This window comes from Actinoplanes sichuanensis (assembly GCF_033097365.1).
Lineage (GTDB): Bacteria > Actinomycetota > Actinomycetes > Mycobacteriales > Micromonosporaceae > Actinoplanes > Actinoplanes sichuanensis.
Genome location: NZ_AP028461.1, coordinates 522424 through 544400, shown reverse-complemented (window position 1 = coordinate 544400; position 21977 = coordinate 522424). Strand labels below are relative to the sequence as shown.

General features: G+C 71.2%; 16 protein-coding genes. 9 read left to right on the top strand and 7 right to left on the bottom strand.

The window, feature by feature from the left end:
- The first annotated feature begins 70 nt into the window (after nucleotides 1–70).
- Nucleotides 71–319 (top strand): PspC domain-containing protein, encoded by a 249-nt coding sequence (locus tag Q0Z83_RS02285; RefSeq protein WP_317792096.1) that lies wholly within the window; start codon nucleotides 71–73, stop codon nucleotides 317–319.
- Here Q0Z83_RS02285 and Q0Z83_RS02280 read toward each other — a convergent pair.
- The 3 genes from Q0Z83_RS02280 to Q0Z83_RS02270 all read right to left on the bottom strand — a co-directional run bounded on the left by Q0Z83_RS02280 (nucleotide 316) and on the right by Q0Z83_RS02270 (nucleotide 4195).
- Complete coding sequence (locus Q0Z83_RS02280; protein WP_317792095.1) at nucleotides 316–894, bottom strand: redoxin domain-containing protein; 579 nt, start codon at nucleotides 892–894, stop codon at nucleotides 316–318. The two genes, Q0Z83_RS02285 and Q0Z83_RS02280, sit on opposite strands and share 4 nt — an antisense overlap.
- A gap of 92 nt (nucleotides 895–986) precedes the next feature.
- Nucleotides 987–2462 carry an NADH-quinone oxidoreductase subunit NuoF family protein gene (locus tag Q0Z83_RS02275; RefSeq protein ID WP_317792094.1) on the bottom strand — a complete coding sequence of 492 codons (1476 nt, stop codon included), beginning with the start codon at nucleotides 2460–2462 and terminating at the stop codon, nucleotides 987–989.
- Nucleotides 2459–4195 (bottom strand): translation initiation factor III, encoded by a 1737-nt coding sequence (locus tag Q0Z83_RS02270; protein ID WP_317792093.1) that lies wholly within the window; start codon nucleotides 4193–4195, stop codon nucleotides 2459–2461. The genes Q0Z83_RS02275 and Q0Z83_RS02270 overlap by 4 nt, the downstream gene beginning before the upstream one ends.
- 441 nt (nucleotides 4196–4636) lie before the next feature.
- On the opposite strand from Q0Z83_RS02270, the gene Q0Z83_RS02265 reads away from it, so the two are divergent.
- Both Q0Z83_RS02265 and Q0Z83_RS02260 read left to right on the top strand, forming a co-directional pair.
- The gene (locus Q0Z83_RS02265; protein WP_317792092.1) at nucleotides 4637–5440 is read left to right on the top strand and encodes a hypothetical protein; all 804 of its coding nucleotides are present in this window, start codon (nucleotides 4637–4639) and stop codon (nucleotides 5438–5440) included.
- Between the two features lie 99 nt (nucleotides 5441–5539).
- On the top strand, nucleotides 5540–6166 hold the full coding sequence (locus tag Q0Z83_RS02260; RefSeq protein WP_317792091.1) for a DUF3455 domain-containing protein: 627 nt from the start codon (nucleotides 5540–5542) through the stop codon (nucleotides 6164–6166).
- Here the strand turns inward: Q0Z83_RS02260 and Q0Z83_RS02255 are convergent.
- Entirely contained in the window at nucleotides 6142–6777 is a 636-nt protein-coding gene (locus Q0Z83_RS02255; RefSeq protein WP_317792090.1) for a hypothetical protein, read from the bottom strand. The two genes, Q0Z83_RS02260 and Q0Z83_RS02255, sit on opposite strands and share 25 nt — an antisense overlap.
- Before the next feature lie 88 nt (nucleotides 6778–6865).
- Nucleotides 6866–8638 (bottom strand): glycoside hydrolase family 6 protein, encoded by a 1773-nt coding sequence (locus Q0Z83_RS02250; RefSeq protein ID WP_317792089.1) that lies wholly within the window; start codon nucleotides 8636–8638, stop codon nucleotides 6866–6868.
- Between the two features lie 186 nt (nucleotides 8639–8824).
- On the opposite strand from Q0Z83_RS02250, the gene Q0Z83_RS02245 reads away from it, so the two are divergent.
- A complete protein-coding gene (locus Q0Z83_RS02245; RefSeq protein WP_317792088.1) occupies nucleotides 8825–9640 on the top strand; it encodes an RNA polymerase sigma factor in 816 nt (271 codons plus the stop codon).
- Nucleotides 9637–10485: a hypothetical protein gene (locus Q0Z83_RS02240; RefSeq protein ID WP_317792087.1), complete on the top strand. Its 849-nt coding sequence runs from the start codon at nucleotides 9637–9639 to the stop codon at nucleotides 10483–10485. Before Q0Z83_RS02245 ends, Q0Z83_RS02240 begins: the two co-directional genes overlap by 4 nt.
- A 41-nt stretch (nucleotides 10486–10526) precedes the next feature.
- On the opposite strand, the gene Q0Z83_RS02235 is transcribed toward Q0Z83_RS02240, so the two are convergent.
- Nucleotides 10527–11192, bottom strand: coding sequence for an HAD family hydrolase (locus Q0Z83_RS02235; protein WP_317792086.1), 666 nt, complete (start codon nucleotides 11190–11192; stop codon nucleotides 10527–10529).
- Nucleotides 11193–11289: 97 nt separating this feature from the next.
- Here Q0Z83_RS02235 and Q0Z83_RS02230 point away from each other — a divergent pair, with 97 nt between their 5' ends.
- The gene (locus Q0Z83_RS02230) at nucleotides 11290–12813 is read left to right on the top strand and encodes a sensor domain-containing diguanylate cyclase (protein ID WP_317792085.1); all 1524 of its coding nucleotides are present in this window, start codon (nucleotides 11290–11292) and stop codon (nucleotides 12811–12813) included.
- 287 nt (nucleotides 12814–13100) lie between these two features.
- Complete coding sequence (locus Q0Z83_RS02225) at nucleotides 13101–13883, top strand: hypothetical protein (protein WP_317792084.1); 783 nt, start codon at nucleotides 13101–13103, stop codon at nucleotides 13881–13883.
- Nucleotides 13884–14175: 292 nt separating this feature from the next.
- On the opposite strand, the gene Q0Z83_RS02220 is transcribed toward Q0Z83_RS02225, so the two are convergent.
- Complete coding sequence (locus Q0Z83_RS02220; protein ID WP_317792083.1) at nucleotides 14176–15318, bottom strand: acyl-CoA dehydrogenase family protein; 1143 nt, start codon at nucleotides 15316–15318, stop codon at nucleotides 14176–14178.
- A gap of 44 nt (nucleotides 15319–15362) precedes the next feature.
- Between Q0Z83_RS02220 and Q0Z83_RS02215 the strand changes: the two genes are divergently transcribed.
- Nucleotides 15363–18311 (top strand): glycine--tRNA ligase, encoded by a 2949-nt coding sequence (locus Q0Z83_RS02215; protein ID WP_317792082.1) that lies wholly within the window; start codon nucleotides 15363–15365, stop codon nucleotides 18309–18311.
- A gap of 225 nt (nucleotides 18312–18536) precedes the next feature.
- Nucleotides 18537–21542 (top strand): DUF7824 domain-containing protein, encoded by a 3006-nt coding sequence (locus tag Q0Z83_RS02210; RefSeq protein ID WP_317792081.1) that lies wholly within the window; start codon nucleotides 18537–18539, stop codon nucleotides 21540–21542.
- The last annotated feature ends 435 nt before the right edge of the window (nucleotides 21543–21977 follow it).

The following is a 21977-nucleotide window of genomic DNA, read 5'->3' as shown; positions in this document are numbered from 1 at the left end:
TGCGGCCGGCCCCCGTCCGGCGACACCATGGAGTCATCAGTTCACCACCAGTGAAGGCAGGGATCCCCTCATGAACGCCGTGCACGACTCGCTCGCCCGTCAGGGCCTGGTTCGCCCGCAGGACGGCCGGATGATCGCCGGCGTCTGCGCTGGCCTCGGCCGCCGCTTCGGCATCGACCCGTGGATCGCCCGGATGCTGTTCGTGCTGATCCTCTTCGTGATCCCGGGCAGCCAGATCCTGGTCTACCCGCTCGCCTGGATCCTGATGCCGTCGGAGAAGCCGGCCTGGCAGTCTCCCGCCCCGCCGACCACCTACTAGGCGGTCAGCTCCTTGACCTTCTCGGTCAGCTGGAGATCGTCGAGGTAGCCCTTGTAGGCCACCTTGCCGGTGCGGTCCAGCATCACGTACCAGCTCTGCTGGACGATGCCGAACCGCTTCCACAGCTTGCCGGCCTTGTCGTTGAGGTGCGGGATCTCGGCGAGTTCGAAGTCGGCGACGAAGTCGTCCATCTCCGCGGCACTGCCGAGGCTCGCGATGCCGAGGATGCCCAGGCGGCCCGCGTACTCGTCATGGATGTCGGACAGCGACTGCGCCTCGCTGGCGCAGGTCGCGCACCAGGGCGCCCAGAACCAGAGGATGGCCGGCTTGCCGGCCATCGACCCGGCGTCGAACTTCGCACCGCTCAGCGTGGTCCCGCTGAAGGTCAGCGTCTTCGGGACGGTCACCGCTTCCGCGGTGGCCGCCCCGGAGGCCGGAGGCGCGGCAGCGGCCGGGGACGGTCCGGCCGCCGGCGCCTCCGGGGACGCGTCCGGCGTGGTCCCGCACCCGGCTGCCGCGAGAACGGCGGTCAGGGCGAGGGGCAACAGCAGCCGGGGTACGCGGGACCCGCTCATCGATGAACCTTTCTCCACCCGGCATCGGGCCCGAGAGTCGCGGAACGTCGGTCCGGGGACGGGTGACCCCGGCCCCGCCAGGTGGAAAAGGTTCACTTGGCCGGGGTGGGCTCGGTGAGCCGCAGCGCGAGCGCCGGACACACGTTGACCGCCTTGCGGGCGCCGTCCTCGAGCCACGGCGGCAGCGGCGTCTGCGGGAACGCCGGGAAGCCGTTGTTGTCGAGCCGGATGATCTCCGGGGCGACCGCCGAGCACAGGCCGTGCCCGTCGCACCGCGACCAGTCGAGGGCCAGTTTCCGGGCACCCTTCTCGGCCGTGTAGGGCAGCGGCAGGATGCCACGGACCTGCTTGCCGCAGCCCTCGCCGTTGGCGTGCAGGAGGACGTCCTCCTTGAAGACCTCCAGCGCGGAGAGCGCGAACCGGGACGAACCGTCCGGGTGGCTGCACGCGCCACGGCCCTTGACCATGCCGGCCGCCTGTCGCACCTGCTCGACCGCGTTGCCGCCGAGCGACACCAGGGTCACCGCGCGGGCCAGGTCGGGCAGGCCGATCCGGCACGGGCCGCACTGACCGGCCGACTCGCCGGCCAGGTACTGCACGACCTGGGCGACCTCGCCGACCGGGCAGGTCTTCGAGCCGATCGGGATCAGCATGCCGGCGCCCAGGGTGCCGCCGACCTTCGCGAACCCCTTACGGGAGATGTTGATGGTCCTGGCCTGCTCGGCGGTGACCCACTTGCCGTGGTAACCGCCGACCAGCAGGCCCGGGCCCAGGTCGGCGCCGCACATCTCGAGCACCTCCATGAGCGGGGTGCCGGTGGGCGCCTCGACCACGGCCGGCGCGGTGGCGGACCCGCCGACGGTCAGCATGACCGTGCCGGGCTCCTCCGGGATGCCGACCGAGTTGTACTCCCACGGACCGAGCCGGGCCGCGATCGCCAGCTGCGAGTACGTCTCCGCGTTCGACAGCAGGGTGGGCAGACCCATCACGCCGTTGTCGCTGGACCGGACCTTACGACCGGGCGGGATGTGCGCCTCGCCGTTGATGCCGCGGACCAGCGCGCCGCCCTCACCGGAGATGAACCGGTGCGGCACCACGACGATCCGGGTCGGGCACGGCATCTTCCGCTCGGCCAGGGCCGCGGCCAGCGAGTTCTGGCCGACACCGTCGTCGGCGACACCGATGACGATCTCCTCGGCGTCCAGGGCGGCCGCGGCCAGCGCCGCGCCGTCCAGGATCAGGTGCGGGCCACGGGTCAGGACCGCCTTGTCCTTCCACGACGGCGGCTCACCCTCGGTGGCGTTGACCACGATCACCGGGGGCAGATCCTGGCGGCGGCAGGAGTCGACCACCGCGCGCACCTTGCGGGCGAACGGGAAGCCGGCACCGCCGCGGCCGCGCAGCTCGATGCGGTCGGCGAGGCCGATCAGCTCACCCGAGGAGAGCGCCGCGAACCCGCCGTGCACCTCCTGGTGGGCCAGGAGGTCGAGACGGCCGTACTCGTCGAACCCCGCGGTGATGCGGGGCGTGCCGATGGCCGTGACCGGTGGAACCTGTGCCTCGCTCAATTCGTGTCCCTCGAGTCACCGCGGAGCTGGGAGAAGTAGCCGTCGTCGGCGTCGTCGCGGCCCCGGCGGCCGCCACGGCCACCGTCGTCGCGGCGGTTCCGGCGGGATCCGCTGTCCACCAGGGTGGGGCTGTCGTCGGCCGGGTAGGCCGGGCCGTCCGAGAAGTCGACGAACTCGCTGCGGCTCGGCCGACGGGGGGCCGGCTCCTCGTAGCGGGGCTCGTCGTACCGATCGCTCCGGGAGCGCGGAGCGGGCTCCTCCTCGTAGCGACCGCCACGACCGCGCGGGGCCTCCTCGTACTCGTCGTCGGCACGACGGCGGCCCCGAGGACGCTCGTCGAACTCCGGCTCGCGGCGCCGGGCCCGGGGAGCGGGCTCGTCGTCCTCGAACCGGCGCATCCGGGCGCCTGTCGACTCCATGTCGTCGCGGCGCATCCGGGTACCGGTGGCCTCCAGATCGTCGCGGCGCATCCGGGTACCGGTCGCCTCCACGTCGTCGCGGCGGCGCGAGCGCGGGGCCGGCTCGTCGTCCTCGTAGCGGCGGCCGCGTCCACGGCCGTCGTCGTACATCTCCGAGCGGCCGCCACGGGCGCGCGGGGCGGGCTCCTCCTCGTACCGGTAGTCCTCGACGTCGCGCCGTGACATCCGGGTCTGGGTGTCGTAACGCTCGTCGTCCTCGACGGCCCGGCGCTGCCGGGGCGCGGGCGCCTCCAGCTCGGGCTGCCGGCGGCCACGGGGCGGGTAGTCCTCCTCGATCGGAGCCGGGGCCGGGCTGACCGGGCGGGCGGCGGGAGCCGCGCTGACCGGGCGGGGCGCCGGCGGTGCCGACGGCTGGTTCCAGGTCGGAGCGGACGGGCCGTTGGTCGGCTGGTTCCAGGCCGGCGGGGCCATCGTCTGGGGCTCGGCACCGGCCGGGGCGAGCAGGTCGACGGCCGGGGCACGATTCGGGCGGCGGATCGGCGCGGAGGCGGTGGGCAGCAGCTCACCGGTCTCCTGCGTACGGACCGCACCGACACCGGCGGGCGAGGCGAAGTCCTTACGGCGGTTCAGGCTCACCGACAGGCGGACGGCCAGGCCGATCAGGACGCCGAGCACACACACGATGTAGCTGACGACGACCCAGGTGGCCGCGGCGCGACCGGCGCCGAGACCGTGGAGCAGGGCGGTCGGCCAGATCAGGTAGGAGATCGCGTGGATGCCACGCCACATCCACGGCCGGCCACGGCCGATGAACCGGGCGCGGGCGAGACCCGACCACATCACCAGGACCATGACCCACCCGGAGAGGGTGCCCATGCCGATCCAGAGCTCACGCCCGTCCACCAGGAACGGGATGACGATGTCGATGACACCGATCTGGCCGTCGACGAACTTCGTCCACACGTGGATGAAGAGGCCGCTGACCGCGATCACACCGGTGGTGCGGTGCGCCGACTGGAGCAGCACCCGCTGGCGGATGCTGAGCACCAGCCGGTCGGTGGCGACCAGCCCGACCATGATCGTGATGGAGAGCGACACCAGGGCGACGACGCCCATGTAGTACTTGAGGTACTCGTATAGGTACAGGTACGCGACCTTGCCGGGGGTGGTCATCATCGCCACCGCCCAGAGGGCCGCCAGGATGCTCAGGATGAGCAGGGCCACTGCTGACTTCGACACCGGACGGGTACCGGTGGATCCGACGTCGACCGGCACCCGGGCGGGGGCTGCCTTGCTGTTCTTCGAGCGGGCCATGGACTCCTCGTTTTCCTTGGTGCGGTCACGTCCCGTGGGCGGTGGGACGCCGGCGTCCGTGGGGAACGCCCCGCGCTCAAGCGCTGCGCTGGACCCGGTCCCCGGCGATGCTTTCCCCTGCGCGCCGTGGTCCGTGTCCTCCCGGGATTACGTGCCAGGCCCGGGATCGGATGAACACCGTCCGAACTTTTTGCGTAGTCGTTTGACCACCCTCCGCGCAGGCCTGCTGAACTGCGCAGACACACCAGAGGTTGCTCGGTTAAGGAAAAAATAAGGGTATTGCCAGGAAGGATCCAGACCGACCCCGACCATTCTGGCCACCGGCCGGGGCCGCCGAAAACAGGTGTGACCCACGCCACTCGCTGAACCATTTGCGCGCGCGAGGCGAACTAAGTAGTGCGGGCGAATGCACCGAGCCGTCCCGGGGGAAGGGGAACCGTCATGCGTCACCGGATCACCGCGCTTGCCGGCGCGGTCGTCGCGGGCGCCGTCCTGCACGTCCTGGCGCCGGCCACACCGGCCGCCGCCGAGGTGCCGGGGTTCGACGTCCGGGTGACCGCACCCGACCGATTCACCGTGACCCGGCCCGCACAGACGCTGACCGCCGTCGTCACCTCGGAGAGCCGTCAGTGCCGCAAGGTCCGCTGGGTGCTGGTGGTGCGTACGCCGGTGGACGCCGAGCAGCTGCGGGTGACCCGGGTCGAGGAGGCCGGTGAGTTCGACACCAGCACCAGCACCGACGGCGACACCACCACGATCATCGACGAGGACCTGGACCCGGGCACGCTGTGCCGGGGCCGCACCGTGACCGGCCGTTGGCAGATCTCCTTCGACGGGCCGGACGGTGGTGACGTGCGGTTCGAGGCGCGGGCCTTCGACCAGCAGGAGATCCTGTTGACCACGGCGGCCGCGACCGCCGAGATCCGGGGCGAGCGGACCGCCGACCCCTCGCCCGAGCCGTCCGAGTCACCGGCCGGCGAGGACGAGGAGCCCGCCGAGGACGCCGGCGACGACGGGAACGACGGGAACGACGACGGTACGGCGATCGTCCCGCCCACGGACGACACCGCGACCGCCCTGGTGGCCGACCAGACCTCGCTGCTCGGGCCCGGCCTGATCGTCGGTGGCATCTGCGTGTTCCTCGGTGTGCTGCTGCTCATCCGGCTACGCACCCGGGCCAAGGTGGCCCAGATCGAGGAACAGGCCCTGCCGACCGGGTTCTACCGGATGCCACCTCGCCGGTAGGAGCACTTCCTCCGGGTGAAATCCCCGCGGGACGGGACGCGCACGGCGTCGCGGCGTTTAGCGTGATGGCGCAGCGTCACCGTCCATAGGGGAGGACCCGTGGCTCAGCGCCCGTCTGCCGTACGCACCCTCGCCCACCGCCCCACCCGGGCCGCCGCCGCGTTCGGCGCCCTCGCCGTCGTGTCGGTCGCCGTGCCGGCCGGGGTGTCCTTCGCCGGGACCGACCGGACCCCGGCCACGTCGCCGGCGCCCGTCGCGCACGAGGCCGGCTACGGCGTCGACCCTCGGGTACCGGCGGAACTGGCCCCGCCCGCCGGGCACGTGCTGCACGCCGTGCTCAAGGCCCGGGGCGTGCAGATCTACGAGTGCCGGTCCGGTGCCTGGACACTGCTCGAACCGGCCGCCTCGCTGACCGGCGTCACCATGCGGCCGGTCAAGAAGGTGAGCGCCCTGCACTTCCGCGGCCCGAGCTGGCAGTCGGACCAGGACGGCTCGCTGCTGGAGGGCGACCCGGACGGCGTGGTGCGGGTGCCCGCGGAGAGCCCGAACAGCATCCAGCAACTGCGGATCAAGGCCAAGACCAACCGCGGCATCGGTACGTTCGGGAAGGTCACCTACGTGCAGCGGATCGACACGGTCGGCGGGCTGGCTCCGGCCGGCGCGTGCACGAACGGGACGGCTGCGGTGCCGTACCGGGCGGTCTACCGGTTCTTCGTGGCGGCCTGACTCTCGGTCACCGCCGGCAGGAATTCCCGCGCCGCCGCGACCAGGCCCTCCGGATCGTCGGCGTGGAAGCGGACGGTGGTGGCGGGCTGCCCCTTGGCCTTGCGGACGGGGAGCACCAGGGGCTCGGTGAGGCGTACGTCGATGCTGGTCTGACTACCCATGCCGAGCGAGAGCACACCGTCCTCGAGCTGGATCTGCCCGCCGGGCGGCATCGAGCGGCGGCGCACCTCGATCGCGGCGATCCGGTCCCAGCCGATGGCGGCGTCGAGGGTGAGGCTGTTGCGGATGCGCAGCCCGGACGGGCCGACCAGGTGCGGGTGCACGATCATGCTGGCGTAGAGCCCGAACATCCAGATCAGGCCGTAGACGCCGATGCCGAGCAGGACGTTGGCGACGGGCTCCCACGGGATCATCAGCTCCAGGATCGGGATCTCGATCGCGGAGACGGCGATGAACGCGATGAGGATCATCCGGACCGCACCGATGTATCCGAACCGCGTGGTGCCCGGCTCGACCGGGACCGGCCGCCGCAGGATCCAGCGGAACAGTGCCGCCCACAGCTGCAGTTCGTAGACGACCACGAATCGGGTGAGTGCCCATAACTTCGTCACGGCCACCACGGTAGGTCACAATGCACTTGTATTGCAATAGCACTGCCGGCCGGTGCTGAGCACCGGCCGGCAGCTACTGCGGGTTCGCTCAGAGAGCGGGGTAGGCGTTCGCCATGAGCTGGGCGAACTGCGCGGGGAACCAGGCGCCCGAGATCGGGGCGTCGGCCAGCGCGCCGGACATGCTGTTGCCGTTACGGGCGTTACCGGTGTAGGTCGGGTCGCACATCTGGTCGAAGCCCTTGCCCTCGTTGTTCGGGATGAGCTTGCTGGAGCCGTCCGACTCACCCGGCGGCTTCACCCAGACGTAGGCGTCGATACCGGCGGCCGGGGCCGCGGTGGGACGCTCACCCAGGCCGGCGCCGGCCTGGTTGCACCAGTTGCCGGCGTGGATCCGGCGGTCGATGCGCGACTCGTTGACGAAGGTGTCGACGTTGGTGCTGGTGCTCGCGGCGGTGGGCCGGGCCGAGCCGCCCCAGCCGTTACGCGAGGTGTCGATCAGCATGCCGATGCCCGAGTCGAAGCCGACCGAGACCAGCTTGGACCGGAAGGCCTGGGCGAACGAGAGCTCGTCGACGTACTGGTTCCAGTCCACCCACTTCGACTGGCGCACCGAGGTGCCGTTGACCGAGGAGCCGACCGTGAAGAAGGTCTCCTTCAGCGCCGAGTAGTTGGCGGTGTTGGTGATGAAGCCGTGCACGTTCTTCACGTTGCCGGAGGCCTGGGCCGCCTGCAGCATGATGTCGGCGGTCGGGCCGAAGTTGGAGTCCCAGCCGATCCAGCCGTGGTGGGCGGCGTCCACGTAGTTGTAGACGTTGCCGATCGCGCCGAGCTTGTTCAGGGCGTAACCGATGCCCTGCACGTACCCGCCGTTGGCCTTCATCGTGTCGCAGGCCGCGGTGGCACCGGCGGCGCTACCGACGTTGGTGACCAGGTTCGGCAGCGAGTCGATCTCGACGACGTTGATGATCCGCAGGTTCTTGTACTTCGCGTCCGCCTGGATCGCCGCGATCGGGTCGATGTACTCGGTCTTGTAGCGCGGCAGGTCGTTCGGGCCGAGCTCACCGTTGGAGGCGAGCGCCGCACAGTCCCGGCCGGGCAGGTTGTAGATGACGAACTGGATGTAGCCCGCGCCCTGGGCCAGCGCCGCGTCGAGGTGGGCACGCACGCCCATCGCGCCGTTCGAGCTGCTGTCGGTGGAGCCGTTGATGGCGGCGATCCGGTCGATCCAGACCGCGGTCGGGTTGTTGGAGACCCGGCTGCCGCCGGACACCGACTCGGCCTTGGCCTTCCACTCCGGGTTCACATAACCCTTGGCCCCGGCGTACGGGTTGTCGACCTTCACACCGGGCGTCACCGAGGTCGACGGTGAGGGAGACGTCGACGTGGACGGCGAGGTGGAGGTGGACGGGGACGACGAGTTCGAGGGCGACGGCGAGGTGGTGCCACCGTTGCAGACGACGCCGTTGAGCGAGAACGACGTCGGAGCGGCGTTCGTGCCCGAGTAGTTGGCGTTGAACCCGAAGTTCGCCGTGCCGTTGGTGGCCAGCGACGAGGCCCAGCTCGGGTTGGTGGCCGTGACGGCCGTCCCGGACTGGGTGATGGTGGCGCTCCAGCCCTGGGTGATCTGCTGGTTGCCGGCCCAGCTCCAGGTGAGTCGCCAGCCACCGGAGATGGCGTCACCGAGGTTGGTGACGGTGACGTTGCCGGTGAAGCCGGTGCTCCACGAGTTGGCCGAGTAGGCGACGCTGCACCCGGCAGCGGCACTGGCACTGGTCGCGACGGTGATGGCGCCGCCTGCGGCGACGACGCCCACGGCGGCGGCTGCCGCCAGGGCCCGTGCGCGGGTGGGGATGGGTCTCATGAGGGCTCCTCGAGACGGGGACGGCGTGGGAGCACGCCGGGGAACGGTCGGCAACACATCGGTGGGGATCGTTGGCCGATATGGACAGCATTCCATGGGAGCGCTCCCAGCGCAATCATTCCGAAACAGGAGGGCAATCGAGAGTTCATGACGCAACATCGGCGCCGGTCACGGCCATAGTGAGACGTGACGATCCAGCCCGACACCCCCTGGCCGGACGGCGATTTCACCGCCGTCTTCGACCGCCACGCCCGCGCCGTCTACAACCACGCCTTCCGGTTGACCGGCTCGTGGTCGCTCGCCGAGGACGTGACATCGGCGACGTTCCTGACCGCCTGGCGGCGGCGCGGCGAGGTGCGCCTCGTCGACGGCTCGCCCCTGCCGTGGCTGCTCGTCACGGCCGGCCATCACGCCCGCACCGAACAGCGGACCCTCACCCGCTGGCGCCACCGCCTGTTCCGCTCCCCCGCCGACGACACGGTCGCCGACCCGGCCGACGACGTGGCCGGCCGCCTCGACGACGAGACCCGGATGCGGGAGGTGCTCGCGGCCGTCCGCCGCCTGCCCCGCGCCGAACGTGAGGCGGTCGCGCTGTGCCTGTGGTCCGGCCTCTCCTACCCGGAGGCGGCGGCGGCCCTGGGCGTCACCGAGTCGTCGGTCCGGAGCCGGGTGAGCCGGGCCCGGTCCCGGTTGTCCCGGCAGTTCACCACTCCCGGCTCGGCCGGCCCGGCCACCGAAACCACCGGCGCTCCTGCCGGCCAGGCCACTGCCGGCGGCCATCCCCCGGCCGCCCAGACCACCACCGGCGGCCATACCCCTACCAGCCGGACCACCACCCAGAGCCGCACCCCGGCCGCCCAGACCACCACCGCCGGCCGTACCCCTACCGCTCCGGTCAGCGCCGGCGGCCGTACCCCCACCGCTCGGGTCAAGTCCAGCGGCCGTACCCCTGCTGTCGAGGCGGCCGCCTCTGGCCGTACCCCCTCTGAGGAGCCGAAATGATCGACCAGCTGGAGCCGCCCGCCGAGCGGGAGCTGACGCCCGCCCGCGCCGCCCGCATGCGGGCCCGTCTGCACCGGGAGACGGCCGCGCCCGCCCGCCCGCGCCGGACCCGGCGCCTGGCCCTGGCCGGGGTGGCGAGCCTGGCCGTCGCGGCGGCCGTCGCGATCCCGCTGACCCGGAACGACGTCTTGCCGACCACCATCGCCATGGGGCCCGGGGAGCTGGACAAGCCACTGAGTCGAGAGATCACCGACTGCCTGAACGGCTATCCGGACACGCCGATGTTCGAGAACGGGGCCCGCTTCCCGGTGACTGAAGATGATCTCGCGGTTGCGGTTCACCATGATCGGCGCACCACCGCGGTGTTCCTCACCGATCGCGGTTATCTCGCGTGCGAGCGCACCGAAGGTCTGCTGCCCGGCGACGAACCCAGCGGCGGATTCTCGGTCGAGGAGTGGCACGGCACCCGGGACTGGCTGCCCGGACCGGTACAGGTTCTGATGCGGACCTCCACCGAGGCCGACTCGGGCGCGGTCGACGCCTCCGGTCGGATCAGTCCGCGGGTCGCCCGGATCGAACTCGAACACGGCGACGGCCGGACCACCGCGGCACGGCTCGCCGGGGGCACGTTCGGCCTGGTCAGCACAACCGACGTGGGTGGGGACGCCGCACTGGTCGCCTACGACACGCGGGGGGCGGAGATCTGGCGGCGGCCCTTCTTCGTGCCGAGCCCGGACACCGACCGCTGCTGGAGTGACCCGTCCGGAAACATCGTCTATCCACCGCTTCGAGGGGAGACATCCTCAACGCCGAACTGCCTCCCCGCCGAGCCCTGGAAACCGTGACCGGGCGTCGCCGACGACGGTGAGCGCGCCGGCCCGAGGACTCAGGTGGCGGCTTCGAGGTCGGCCAGGAGGGTGGCCAGGGTGCAGTCGGCTGCGGACTGGAGTAGCTTGGTGGCCTGCCCGAAACGGGCGTTGTGGGCGTACAAATTAGGAATTGCGACGCACCGCAAGCCGGCAGCCACCGCGGCCGAAACGCCATGCGGGGTGTCCTCGAAGGCCACCGCCGCCTCCGGCGGCAGGCCGAGACGGTCCAGCGCCAGCCGATAGACCGCCGGGTCCGGTTTGTGCCCCGCAACCTCGTCGCCGCAGGCCAGAACCTCGAAACGGGCCAGGTCACCGGTGCGCGCGAGGTGGCCGGCCACCCATTCGCGCCGCGAACTGCTCGCCACCGCGAGCCGCAACCCGAGGCCTTCGGCCTCCCGCAACCAGTCGGCCATCCCGGCGGTCAGGCCCAGGCTGCGATGTCTTTCATTGCGGTACGCGGTACGCCGGGCGTGGCTGGCGGCTCTGTCGAAGCCCGGCCCGGCCGCAGCCGCGAGCAGCGCATACTGGTCGTCGGTGGTGTCGCCGCCATGATCGGCGAAGAACGTCGACTCGTCCAATCGGAGGCCGTGCCGGGTCCATTCGGCGCGCCAGCTGTCCAGGAGGGTGGTCTCGGTGTCCATCAGGAGACCGTCGAAGTCGAAGATCAGCGCCTTGATCACCATCAGGGGATTATGAACGGCACCCGAGCGCACCCGATTTGCGACCGCTCACTGGCCGTTCGCGGCTCAACCGAGACCCTGCGGTGCCGACCCTAGGGCCATGAGCGTGGGCAGCGAGATGCACACAGCCGGTCCCGGGTTGGAAGGGGTCGGCGAGGAGACGACGCCGGACCGGCAGGGGCTGATTTTGGCCGAGCTGGTGGCGTTCATGACGAAGGACACCCCGTCGGTGCAGCATGTGCTGGACCTGACGGCACCGCACCTGACGGAGATCGCCGGGCTGACCGCGGCCACCGTCTTCGAGCTCGACTCGGAGACCGGCATGATGACCGTCAGCGCGCGGGTCGGTGAGCCGGGCCGTCGTGACCACCTGGTCGCCGGCAAGGTGTTCCGGGCGCCGGCCGGCGGCAAGCCGGTCGTCAACGGCGAGCAGATGGCGATCCGCCTGCGCATCGGCGGGCAGACCGTCGGTGTGCTCCTGCTGACCGGCACCGCCCTGGACGAGCTCCAGCTCGACACCATCTCGACGATGGCCCTGCACTTCGCGACCACCCTGCAGGGGCTGGCCGCCGAGAAGCAGCGACAGTTCGTCGCGCACAGCAGCGCCACCATCCGGGAACTGTTCGAGCAGGGCATGTCGGCCGGCAACGTGGAGACCGCGGCCGAGCTGCTGGCCCGGTCGTGTGCCACCGCGTTCCGCACCGAGCATGCCGCGATGCACCTGATCGACGGCGAGGGACGGATCCGGTACGTGCACGGGGTCGGCTTCTCCGACGACATTCACCGGGCACTGACCGACAATCTGCTCGGCAAGACCGCAGCGGACTCCCCGGTCTGGCGCAACACCTCCGAAAAAGGTGAGCCGATGCTGGTCAGCGACGTCAGCACGGCCAAGGTACGGGTCGGCGGGATGGCGCAGACCATCGGATTGCAGTCGTTCATCGCGATGCCGCTGATGTCCGCGCAGGGTCCGGTCGGCATGGTGATGTGCGGTGACTCCAGCGGCACCCGGGAATGGAGTGCCCAGGACCGGATCTTCGCCCAACAACTCGGCGTCGAAGGCACCCTGATCATGGACAGTGCCCGGATGCGGCAGGCCGCCGAGGTGCACATGAACGAACTCACCAAGCAGGCGTTCCACGACTCTCTCACCGGGTTGCCCAACCGCAAGATGCTCCTCGACCGGGCCACCACGGCGGTCGACATCGCCGCCGCCACCGGCACCCGGATGGCACTGCTGCTGCTCGACCTCAACGGGTTCAAGCAGGTCAACGACACCGTCGGCCACCACGCCGGCGACGTGCTCCTGCAACTGGTGGCCAAGCGGCTGCAGGGTGTCGTCCGGCGGCCCGACCTGGTCGCACGTCTCGGCGGCGACGAGTTCTCGGTGCTGCTCACCGGCGACCCGGACGAGCAGGCGGCGATCGCCGTCGGTGACCGGATCTGCGAACGGCTCCGCGAACCGTTCGACATCGAGGGCGCACCGGTACGGATCGGCGCCAGCATCGGGGTGTCGCTCTTCCCCGATCACGGCACCGACTTCGCCGTCCTGATGCGGGAGGCGGACGCGTACATGTACCAGGCGAAACGCGGCGGCGGCGGAGTCCGCCTGGCGGGAAGCTGACCCACGGCCGTCCGGCGGGCCGGCCCCTGTTCCGGGGTCGGGCCGCCGGACTCCGTTCCGGACTCCATTTCCGGGCCCGGCTCCGGCTTCGTCCCGGTCCGGAATCCGGATCCGGGTCCGTTTTCGGCTCCCGGTTCACTCCGGGCGCCGGTTCCGTCGGTGCCCTGTTGACGGGTCGGCGTTTCGCGCGGACGCGCCGCCAACCCGTCAGAAGCGGCGAAAGGCCCTTCTTGGGCTGGTAGTTTTCGGGCTGAAATAACCCGAAACGACCCCACGGGGAGGAAATGGTGGGCAGTACCCGCTTGCTCACGATCGGCACCGCGCTGGTCGTCGCGCTGGCCGGTTCGGCGCCGGCCGTGGCAGCGCCACCGCCGCCGAAGACGGAGATCCAGACCGGCATGGAGTTCACCGCCGGGCCGGACGAGACGACACCCGGTGGCCAGGTCGTCCTGAGCGGCTGGGCGGGCATCGAGGGCCGGACCACAGGCAACGCCGGCCGTGTGGAGTTCTTCTTCCGCAAGAAGCCCACCGACACGAAGGTGCTCATCGGCACGACCGAGGCGGGCAGCTCGGGCAAGTTCCGCTACACGGCGAAGGCCACCGTCAGCGGCGAGTACAGCGCCCACTACAAGCACCGGAAACTGGACATCACCGCGTCCGGCACCGACTCCCTGAACGTCTACGTCGACCGGCCGGTGGACCGATTCCTCTACTCGTGGACGGCCGAGTCGCTGTCCTGCCTGCCGACGTGCACGGCCGAGGGGCCGGAGCAGTTCGTCAGCGCCACCCCGATCAAGGTCAAACTGACCCGGGAGTGCCTGCGCCCCAAGTCGGGCGGCCGGATCGGTTTCACCGCCGACCCGGAGAACGTCTACCGGGCCGGCACGCCCGGCTGGCGCGACTTCCCGGACGGCGTGGGGCCGACCGAGTTCGAGCTGAACCCGGGCATCACCCGCGGCCACTTCTACCTGGAGTGGACCAGCGCCACGCCGACCAGCGACGCGGAGCTCACCGCCTGCAACCTGTCGTTCAGCGCCACCCAGCAGCACGTCGAACGTCAGTACATCTGAGCGCCGGCCGGCGGCGGTCGCCCGGCCCGATTCGGGCGACCGCCGCCATCGCAGCTTCTGAGCGGCCGCCGCCCTCGCCTTACCCGGGGATCGCCACCCTCGCCGTCACCGTAACCGTCACCAAGCCACCGCCGCCATCGCCATCGCCATCGCCATGCGACCGCGGCCCTCGCCACAACATGCGACCGCGGCCCTCGCCACCACCAAGCGACCGCCACCCCCGCAATCACCAAGCAACCGCCACCCCCACCGTTTCCGAGCGGTCACGGCGGCCCGGCGGGAAGGGGACGGATCATACGAAGGCTCCGTGGCCGGTGATGGCCCGGCCCACGATCAGGGAGTTGATCTCGCGGGTGCCCTCGTACGAGTAGAGAGCCTCGGCGTCGGCCACGAAACGGCCGATGTCGTAGTCGAGGACGATGCCGTTGCCGGCCAGCAGCTCGCGGGCCCAACCGACCACCTCGCGCATCCGGGTGGTGCAGTAGGCCTTCGCCAGTGCCGAGTGCTCGTCCTTGTAGACGCCCGCGTCCTGGAGCTGGGCCAACCGCACGCACATCCCGAGTGAGGCCGTCGCGTTGCCGGCCATCCGCACCAGAAGGTCCTGGACCAGCTGGAACTTGGCGATCGGACGGCCGAACTGCTTGCGCTCACCGGCGTAGCGCAGCGCGATCTCGTAGGCGGCGATCATCAGGCCGACCGCCTGCCAGGCCACGCCGGCCCGGGTCGCCCGCAGCACCCGCGCGGTGTCCTTGAACGAGCCGGCGAGCTGGAGCCGGTCGGACTCCGGCACCCGGACCCCGGCCAGCTCGATGTCGGCGTTCTGCACGATCCGCAGCGCGATCTTGTGCTCGATCTTGGTGGCGGTGAACCCGGGCGCATCCTTCTCCACCACGAACCCCTTGACCTGGTCGTCAGCCTCGTCACGGGCCCACACCACGATCAGGTCGGCGAAGGTGGCGTTGCCGATCCAGCGTTTCCTCCCGTTGAGCACCCACGTGTCGCCCTCCCGCCGGGCGGTGGTCCGCAGACCGGCCGCCACGTCCGAGCCGCCGGTCGGCTCGGTCAGCGCGAACGCCCCGATCCGGTCGAACGACGCCATCGGCGACAGCCAGCGCTCCCTCTGCTCCGGGGAGCCGCACTCCTGGATGCTGCCCATCGCGAGGCCGGCGTGCACCCCGTAGAAGGTGGCCATCGAGGCGTCGGCGCGACCCATCTCCAGGGCGAGCCAGCCGTCCAGCAGCGACGACCGCTCCACCCCGGCCAGGCCGAGCCCGGCGAACTGCTTGATCAGGTGCGACGGGAACTCGGCCCGCGCCCAATATTCGTTGGCGATCGGCGAGACCTCGGCCGAGAGGAACTCGCGCACCCGGTGGACGGTCGCGGCCTCCTCATCCGATAGGAGGTCCTGAAAGGCGTAAAGATCTCCGGCGAGCATATTGCGTACCTACCCCCCTGTGGGCACACCTAGACTTCGGACCCATGCTCACCATGCAGGACGCGCTGGCCCGGTTGACCTCGTATTGGACGGATCAGGGCTGCCTGGTCGTCCAGCCGATGAACACCGAGGTCGGCGCCGGCACCCTCAACCCGGCGACGCTCCTGCGGGTGCTCGGGCCGGAGCCGTGGCGTGTCGTCTACGCCGAACCGTCGGTGCGACCAGACGACTCCCGTTACGGCGAGAACCCGAACCGGCTCCAGACCCACACCCAGCTCCAGGTGATCCTCAAGCCCGACCCGGGCAATCCGCAGGAGCTCTACCTCGGCAGCCTGGCCGCGATCGGCATCGACGTGACCGCGCACGACGTGCGTTTCGTCGAGGACAACTGGGCCGCCCCCGCCGTCGGCGCGTGGGGTCTGGGCTGGGAGGTCTGGCTGGACGGGCTGGAGATCACCCAGTTCACCTATTTCCAGCAGGTGGGCGGCGTCAACCTCGATCCGGTCAGTGTGGAGATCACCTACGGCATCGAGCGGATCATCATGGCGCTCCAGGAGAAGACCCACTTCAAGGAGATCGAGTACGCCCCGGGCGTCAGTTACGGCGAGGTCTTCGGCCAGTCCGAATACGAGATGTCGCGCTACTACCTCGACGACGCCGACATCGACGCCAACCGGCGGCTGCTGGAGATCTACGCCGCCGAGGCCCAGCGCATGATCGACATCGGGCTGCCGGTGCCGGCCCACTCCTACGTGCTGAAGTGCTCGCAGACCTTCAACGTCCTCGATTCGCGGGGTGCGGTCTCCACCGCCGAGCGGGCCACCGAGTTCGCCCGGATGCGGCGGCTCGCCGGTGAGGTCGCCCGACTGTGGATCGACCGCCGCACTGAGATCGGCCTGCCGCTGGGCACCACCGCCCCGCTCGCGCCGGCCCGCCCCGCCGCCACCGTCCAGACCGGCGACGGCGAGCGCACCCTGGTCTTCGAGATCGGCACCGAGGAACTGCCGCCGGCCGAGCTGCGCTCCGCCCGGGAACAGGTCGGCCGGCTGGTCACCGAAGGGCTCGCGGCCACCCGGCTCGGGCACGGCGAGGTCCGCGTCTTCGGCACACCGCGGCGGCTCATCGCCGTGGTCCCGGCGGTTGCGGCCCGCGAGGAGGATCACGTCCGCACGGTCAAGGGCCCCAAGAACCAGCAGGCGTACGGGCCGGACGGCGCACCGACGAGGGCACTCGAGGGCTTCGCGCGCGGCCAGGGAGTCACGCTCGCCGATGTGGAGACCGAGGAGCTCAACGGCGTACCCCATGTGGTTGTCAAGAAGCACGAAGCCGGACGCGCGGCACCCGCCGTGCTCGCCGAAGTGCTCGCGCAGGTCGTCACCGGTCTGCGCGCGGCCAAGAACATGCGCTGGAACGACCCGAAACTCGCCTTCAGCCGGCCGGTCCGCTGGCTGACCGCCCTGTGGGGCGACGACGTGGTGCCGGTGGCCGTCTCCACGCTCGCCGCCGGTCGCCGGACCCGGCTGCTGCGCACCGCCGAGCCGCCGGTCGCCGACATCGCGTCGGCCGAGTCCTTCCTGGAGACCCTCGGGGTGAACGGGATCGTCGCCGACCACGAGGACCGCCGGGAGCTGATCGTCATCGGCGCTCAGGACCTGGTCTACCCGGACGGGAAGATCGACGTGAAGGGTGAGGCGGCGCTCATCGACCAGATCACCGACCTGGTCGAACAGCCGCTGCCGCTGCTCGGCACCTTCGACGAGAGATACCTGTCGCTGCCGGACGCGGTGCTCACCACGGTGATGCGTAAACACCAGCGGTACCTGCCGGTGCGCGGCGAGGACGGTGCGCTGCTGCCGATGTTCGTCACGGTGGCGAACGGGCCGGTCGACGTGGAACTGGTGCGAGCCGGCAACGAGGGGGTGCTGCGGGCCCGTTACGAGGACGCGGCGTTCTTCTACCGCGCGGACCGGGAGAAGTCGCCCGCCGACATGAAAGCCCATCTCGACCGCCTCACCTTCACCGACAGACTCGGCTCGATGGCTGACCGGGCCCGACGGATCGAGGCCCTTGCACTCTCTATCGCCGAGCACCTCGGAATCGGTTCACCGGTTCTGAAACGGGCCGCTGAGCTGGTCAAATTCGACCTCGGCTCGCAGCTCGTCACGGAGATGACCAGCCTGGCCGGTGTGATGGCACGCGACTACGCCCTGCACGCCGGTGAGGACCGTCCGGTGGCGCAGGCCGTCTACGAGGCCGAGCTGCCGCGCAACACCGGCGACGCCCTGCCGGCCTCGGTGCCCGGCGCGGTGCTGTCCCTCGCCGACCGGCTCGACCTGGTCGCCGGCCTGGCCGCGACGGTCGGACTGCCCACCGGATCGAGCGACCCGTTCGCAGTACGGCGGGCGGTGCTCGGCCTGCTCGCGGTGCACCGGGCCACGCCCGCACTCGCGTCGTTCGACCTCTTCGACGGACTGTCCCTGGCCGCCCAGCCGGTGCCGGTGCCGGAGGAGGTCCTGGCCGGCAGCCGGGAGTTCCTGGCGCGCCGGCTGGAGCAGCTGCTCGTCGAGGAGGGACAGCCGGTCGACCGGGTCCGTGCGGTTCTGCCGCACGCGGGACGGCCGGCCCTGGTCGACGTGCTGCTGGCGCAGCTCGCCACGGCGGTGGCCGACCCCGGCTTCCGAGCGGTCGCGGCGGCCATCCAGCGGGCCCGCCGGATCGTTCCGGACGGGACCGTCGCGGGGTACGACCCGGCGGTCCTCAAAGAACCCGCCGAGATCGCCCTGCACGAGGCGGTGGTCGCGGTCTCCGGTTTCGCCGACGTGACCGGCTTCGTCACCGCGGTACGGCCACTGGTCGAGCCGGTCGGCCGGTTCTTCGACGAGGTCTTCGTGATGGACGAGGACCCGGTGCTGCGGGCGGCCCGGCTGGGTCTGCTCGCGACGGTCCGCGATCTCGGCACCGGCCTGCTCGACTGGGACCACCTGCGGATGTGAGTTTCTGTCGTACCCCGCTCCTAGGGTGGGTTCATGCCTCTCGCCTGGGACGGGCTCGACGAGCCGTTTCGCCGCACCGACAGCGCCGCGCTGACGACGCTCCTGCTCGACGCCACCGAGCAGGAGCGTCTGGCGTTCGCCGCCGAGGTCGAGCGGCGGATCCGGGCCGGGTCCGCCGAGTGGTCCACCAGGTCCTATAGTCCGGCCGGCCTGTTCGCGCTCGCCGTGATCGCCAGCGTCTCCACCCCGGCCCGGGCCGCCACCCTGCTCAACCGCCGCGGCATGCGTGACTGGCGGGAGATCTCGACAGCCGATTTCCTGCGGATCGCCCGGGCGCGGCGACTGCCCTGGATCGGTGACCTCGGTGTACGACTGGCCCGCGTGCTGTCGTCGCGTGACGTGTGGGGTGACGACTGGCGGTTCGTCGAGGCGCTACTCATCGAGGGTGACGCCCAGCCACCCGTCACCGAGGGGGTGGTCCGCGGCTGGGTGCAGGCGGTTCTGCGGCAGGCCTGGTCGGTTCCGCTGGCCGACACCCTGCGGGGCAGCCCATGGCTCGACCTGCTGCTGCCGTCGGTGTTCGAGATCGACGGCCTCGGTGGGGAGCTGCCGTCAGCCGACTTCGGCGATCACGAGCTGTCCTTTCCGGAGGCGGTCGCGCGGCTGGTCGCCGAGGGCCGGCTGGAGCGCCGGGTGATCGTCGACGCGACAGCCGACCGGCTGGCCCGTGGTGACCGGCCGGGAGCACTCCGGCCGTTCGCTCTACTGCATGAGGCCCTCGCGCCGGCCGCCGACGAGTTGGCCCGGCACACCACCGACTACGCCCGACTGGCCGGGGACGCGCCGTCGCCTGTCGCACGGATCGCCCTGAGCGCGCTGCGGACCCTCGGCGAGCACGGCCTCCTGGAGATCGAGACGGTGGTCGACGCCGGTGCCGGTGTGCTCGCCCGCAAGGAGAAGGTTCTGGTCAAGGCCGGTCTCGCCTGGCTGGACGAGACGGCCCGCCGTTCTCCCGACCGGGCCGGCGAGATCCTGGAGACCGTCGCCGTGGCCTTCGATCATCAGTCACTGGACATTCAGGAGCGTGCGTTCGCGGTGGCCGCACGTCATCTGGCGCACGCGCCCGCGGGTGTCGCGGCCCGGCTCGCCGCCATAGGTCCCGGTCTGCTCGGCGACGCGCCGCCGGACCGGGCCGCCGATCGGGCACCGAGCCGGGCCGCCGGGGCGGTATCCGCCTCAGCCGTCCCGGCGTCCGGCCCGTTCACGCCGGCCTCTGACCCAACCGCCTCGACCACCTTGACCACCTTGACCACCTCGACGATGCCGCCGGTACTGCCGTCGGCCCGGATGGAACCGCCTGCGCCGCCGTCCGCCCGAGTGGCGCCGCCTGCGCCGCCGTCGGGCCGAGCCGAGCGGTCTGTGCCACCGTCAATCCGGATCGAACCGCCGGCGCCTCCATCGGCCCGGGTGGCGCCGCTGGCGCCGCCGTCCGCCCGAGCCGAGCGGTCTGTGCCACCGTCAATCCGGATCGAACCGCCGGCGCCTCCATCGGCCCGGGTGGCGCCGGCGGGGATGCCGGCGGCGATCGGGAGTGCCGCCGAGCTGGCCGAGGAGGTGACGGCGCTGATTCAGGATCCGGCCGCCGTGCGGTGGGAGCGCATCCTGGCCGCGCTCGTCTCGCTGCCGTCGGAGGGCTTCGCGGAGTCTCTCGGGCCGGTGCTCGACAGGCATCCGAGCGTCTTCGGGGACCGGTGGGGGCGACTCCCCTTCCTCGGCGAGGCGATCTCGGCCCGGCTCGGGCGCGAACGCGGCCATGTGATGCGGGAGCGGCTACGGCACACCGTGAAGCGGGGCCTCGCCGACGTCACCAGCGGAATGACCCGGTCGCTGGTCAGCACACCGTCCGGCATCCTCACTCACCGGGTCGCGGAGGTCGCCGTGCAGGTCACGGAGTCCGATATGCCGGTTCCAGCGCTGCTCGCCACCCCTACCGATGTCACCGGCACCGTCGACGCCGGGGTGCTGGTCGACCGGCTGGCCCGCTATGCGGAGGTGGGTGCGGATCCCTGGCCGCTCGATCTCCAGCAGGCGATGATCCGGATGTCTCGTAACGTCGGCCCCGAAGTGTCGGCCCGGGCCGACGCGCTGACCTCCCCGTCGGGCAAGCTGGTGGCCGGCTGGCTGCGGTCCGGTGGGCTACCCGATCCGGTCAGCGCGCGTTTCGAGCAGTGCAGCCGTGACCAGGACGGTCAGGTCGTCACCCGCCGCGTGGTCGTCACCCTGGAGTCCGGGCGGGCCGCGGGTGACCGGATCCTCCTCGAGGACACACTGGTCAACCTCACCCCGAAGGCGCGCCCGGAGTATTACGTGGCCACCAACTTCCAGCCCGACGTCCTCGCGATGGTGATGCCACAGCACCGGGAGGCCGTTGCGGCCTGGGCACTGACCGATCTGGCGGCACTGGCCGATCAGGACGGGCGTGACGCCGCCCTGCTGCCGCTGCTTGCCGACGCGGCCGGTCCGGTCGGGCCGGCGACCGTCCATGCCCTGCTCTACGGCTTGGCCGCACGGTACGAGACCGACCGGGTGGCCGCCGTCGACGCCTTCCTGAGTCTCACGGCCGATCCCGAGTTGAGCGCCACCATCAATGCCGCACCGAGCATCGCCGACCCGGGCAAGGCGGGAGGCGGACCAGACGCGGCCGGGGGCCGACCGAGCGGAGAAGAGTCAGGCGGGACCGGAGACCAGCCGAGCGGAGACCAGCCGAGCGAGGAGACGGCGAGCGGGGAGAAGGCGGACGGGGACAAGGCGGGCGAGCCCGGAGACCACCCTGGCGCGGGCGGAGGCCAGCCGGGCGGGGACAAGGCTGCCGGAGGCGAGGCGGGGGCGGGCGGAGCCGGGGGTTCGCTGTTCACGGCCGCGCTCGGGGCCGCTCTGGGTGATCTGGCGGCGGACGGCACGATCAAGCTGGCACGGGTGGTGACCGCCCTGCGGGACGCCCATCAGGCGGGTGCGTCCGATGCGGTCTGGCAGGTGCTCAGGTGTGCGCTTCCGCTGCTGTTGTCGACCGCTCCGCGTGGTCTGCCCGATCTGCTCGAACTGGCCACCCGCACGGCCTCCGCCGCGGGTGCTAGGGACGCCGTTCCCGGTCTGCCCGAAATGGCCGCTCGTGGCGGTGGTACTCGCGTGGTCCGCGAGGCGAAGCGCCTCCAGGCCACCCTCACCCACTGAGGACAACGGGCCACCGGGCACATCGGGAGGAAGCGTCGTTGAGGTGGTCCGGCTGGCGACCGCCCGGAAGCCATCGGACTGGACGCGGTTTCCTGCGAGAGGTGGCGGAAAGTCCAGACGGAGGCCCGCGGGGCTGAGAAGGCAGCGCGAAACAAGGGCGGACGGGAGGAGCGGCGAGCGATTCGAGGGCTGGTGAGTCCGGCCGAGGTGGGGCGGATCGCGGCCGAAGACCACCGACCGGGCGAACGAGGACGAACTGCCGGGCGACGCGAAGCGGACCGACGCGGGCGACGCGAAGCGGACCGACGGCCGAAAACCAGCGGCCGGGCGGGGCGGAGCGGATACCGGTCGGGAGCCCGCAGCCGGGCGGGGCGGAGCAGGTTGTGGGTGGGTCGAGGTGGGGGTTCGGGAACGACCATTGGGCCCGCGTTCTCG

Bases quoted from the DNA above. Each gene is read 5' to 3' on its own strand.
- Q0Z83_RS02285 (WP_317792096.1), top strand. From the start codon at position 71: ATGAACGCCGTGCACGACTCGCTCGCCCGTCAGGGCCTGGTTCGCCCG.
- Q0Z83_RS02280 (WP_317792095.1), bottom strand. From the start codon at position 894: ATGAGCGGGTCCCGCGTACCCCGGCTGCTGTTGCCCCTCGCCCTGACC.
- Q0Z83_RS02270 (WP_317792093.1), bottom strand. From the start codon at position 4,195: ATGGCCCGCTCGAAGAACAGCAAGGCAGCCCCCGCCCGGGTGCCGGTC.
- Q0Z83_RS02265 (WP_317792092.1), top strand. From the start codon at position 4,637: ATGCGTCACCGGATCACCGCGCTTGCCGGCGCGGTCGTCGCGGGCGCC.
- Q0Z83_RS02250 (WP_317792089.1), bottom strand. From the start codon at position 8,638: ATGAGACCCATCCCCACCCGCGCACGGGCCCTGGCGGCAGCCGCCGCC.
- Q0Z83_RS02240 (WP_317792087.1), top strand. From the start codon at position 9,637: ATGATCGACCAGCTGGAGCCGCCCGCCGAGCGGGAGCTGACGCCCGCC.
- Q0Z83_RS02235 (WP_317792086.1), bottom strand. From the start codon at position 11,192: ATGGTGATCAAGGCGCTGATCTTCGACTTCGACGGTCTCCTGATGGAC.
- Q0Z83_RS02230 (WP_317792085.1), top strand. From the start codon at position 11,290: ATGAGCGTGGGCAGCGAGATGCACACAGCCGGTCCCGGGTTGGAAGGG.
- Q0Z83_RS02220 (WP_317792083.1), bottom strand. From the start codon at position 15,318: ATGCTCGCCGGAGATCTTTACGCCTTTCAGGACCTCCTATCGGATGAG.
- Q0Z83_RS02215 (WP_317792082.1), top strand. From the start codon at position 15,363: ATGCTCACCATGCAGGACGCGCTGGCCCGGTTGACCTCGTATTGGACG.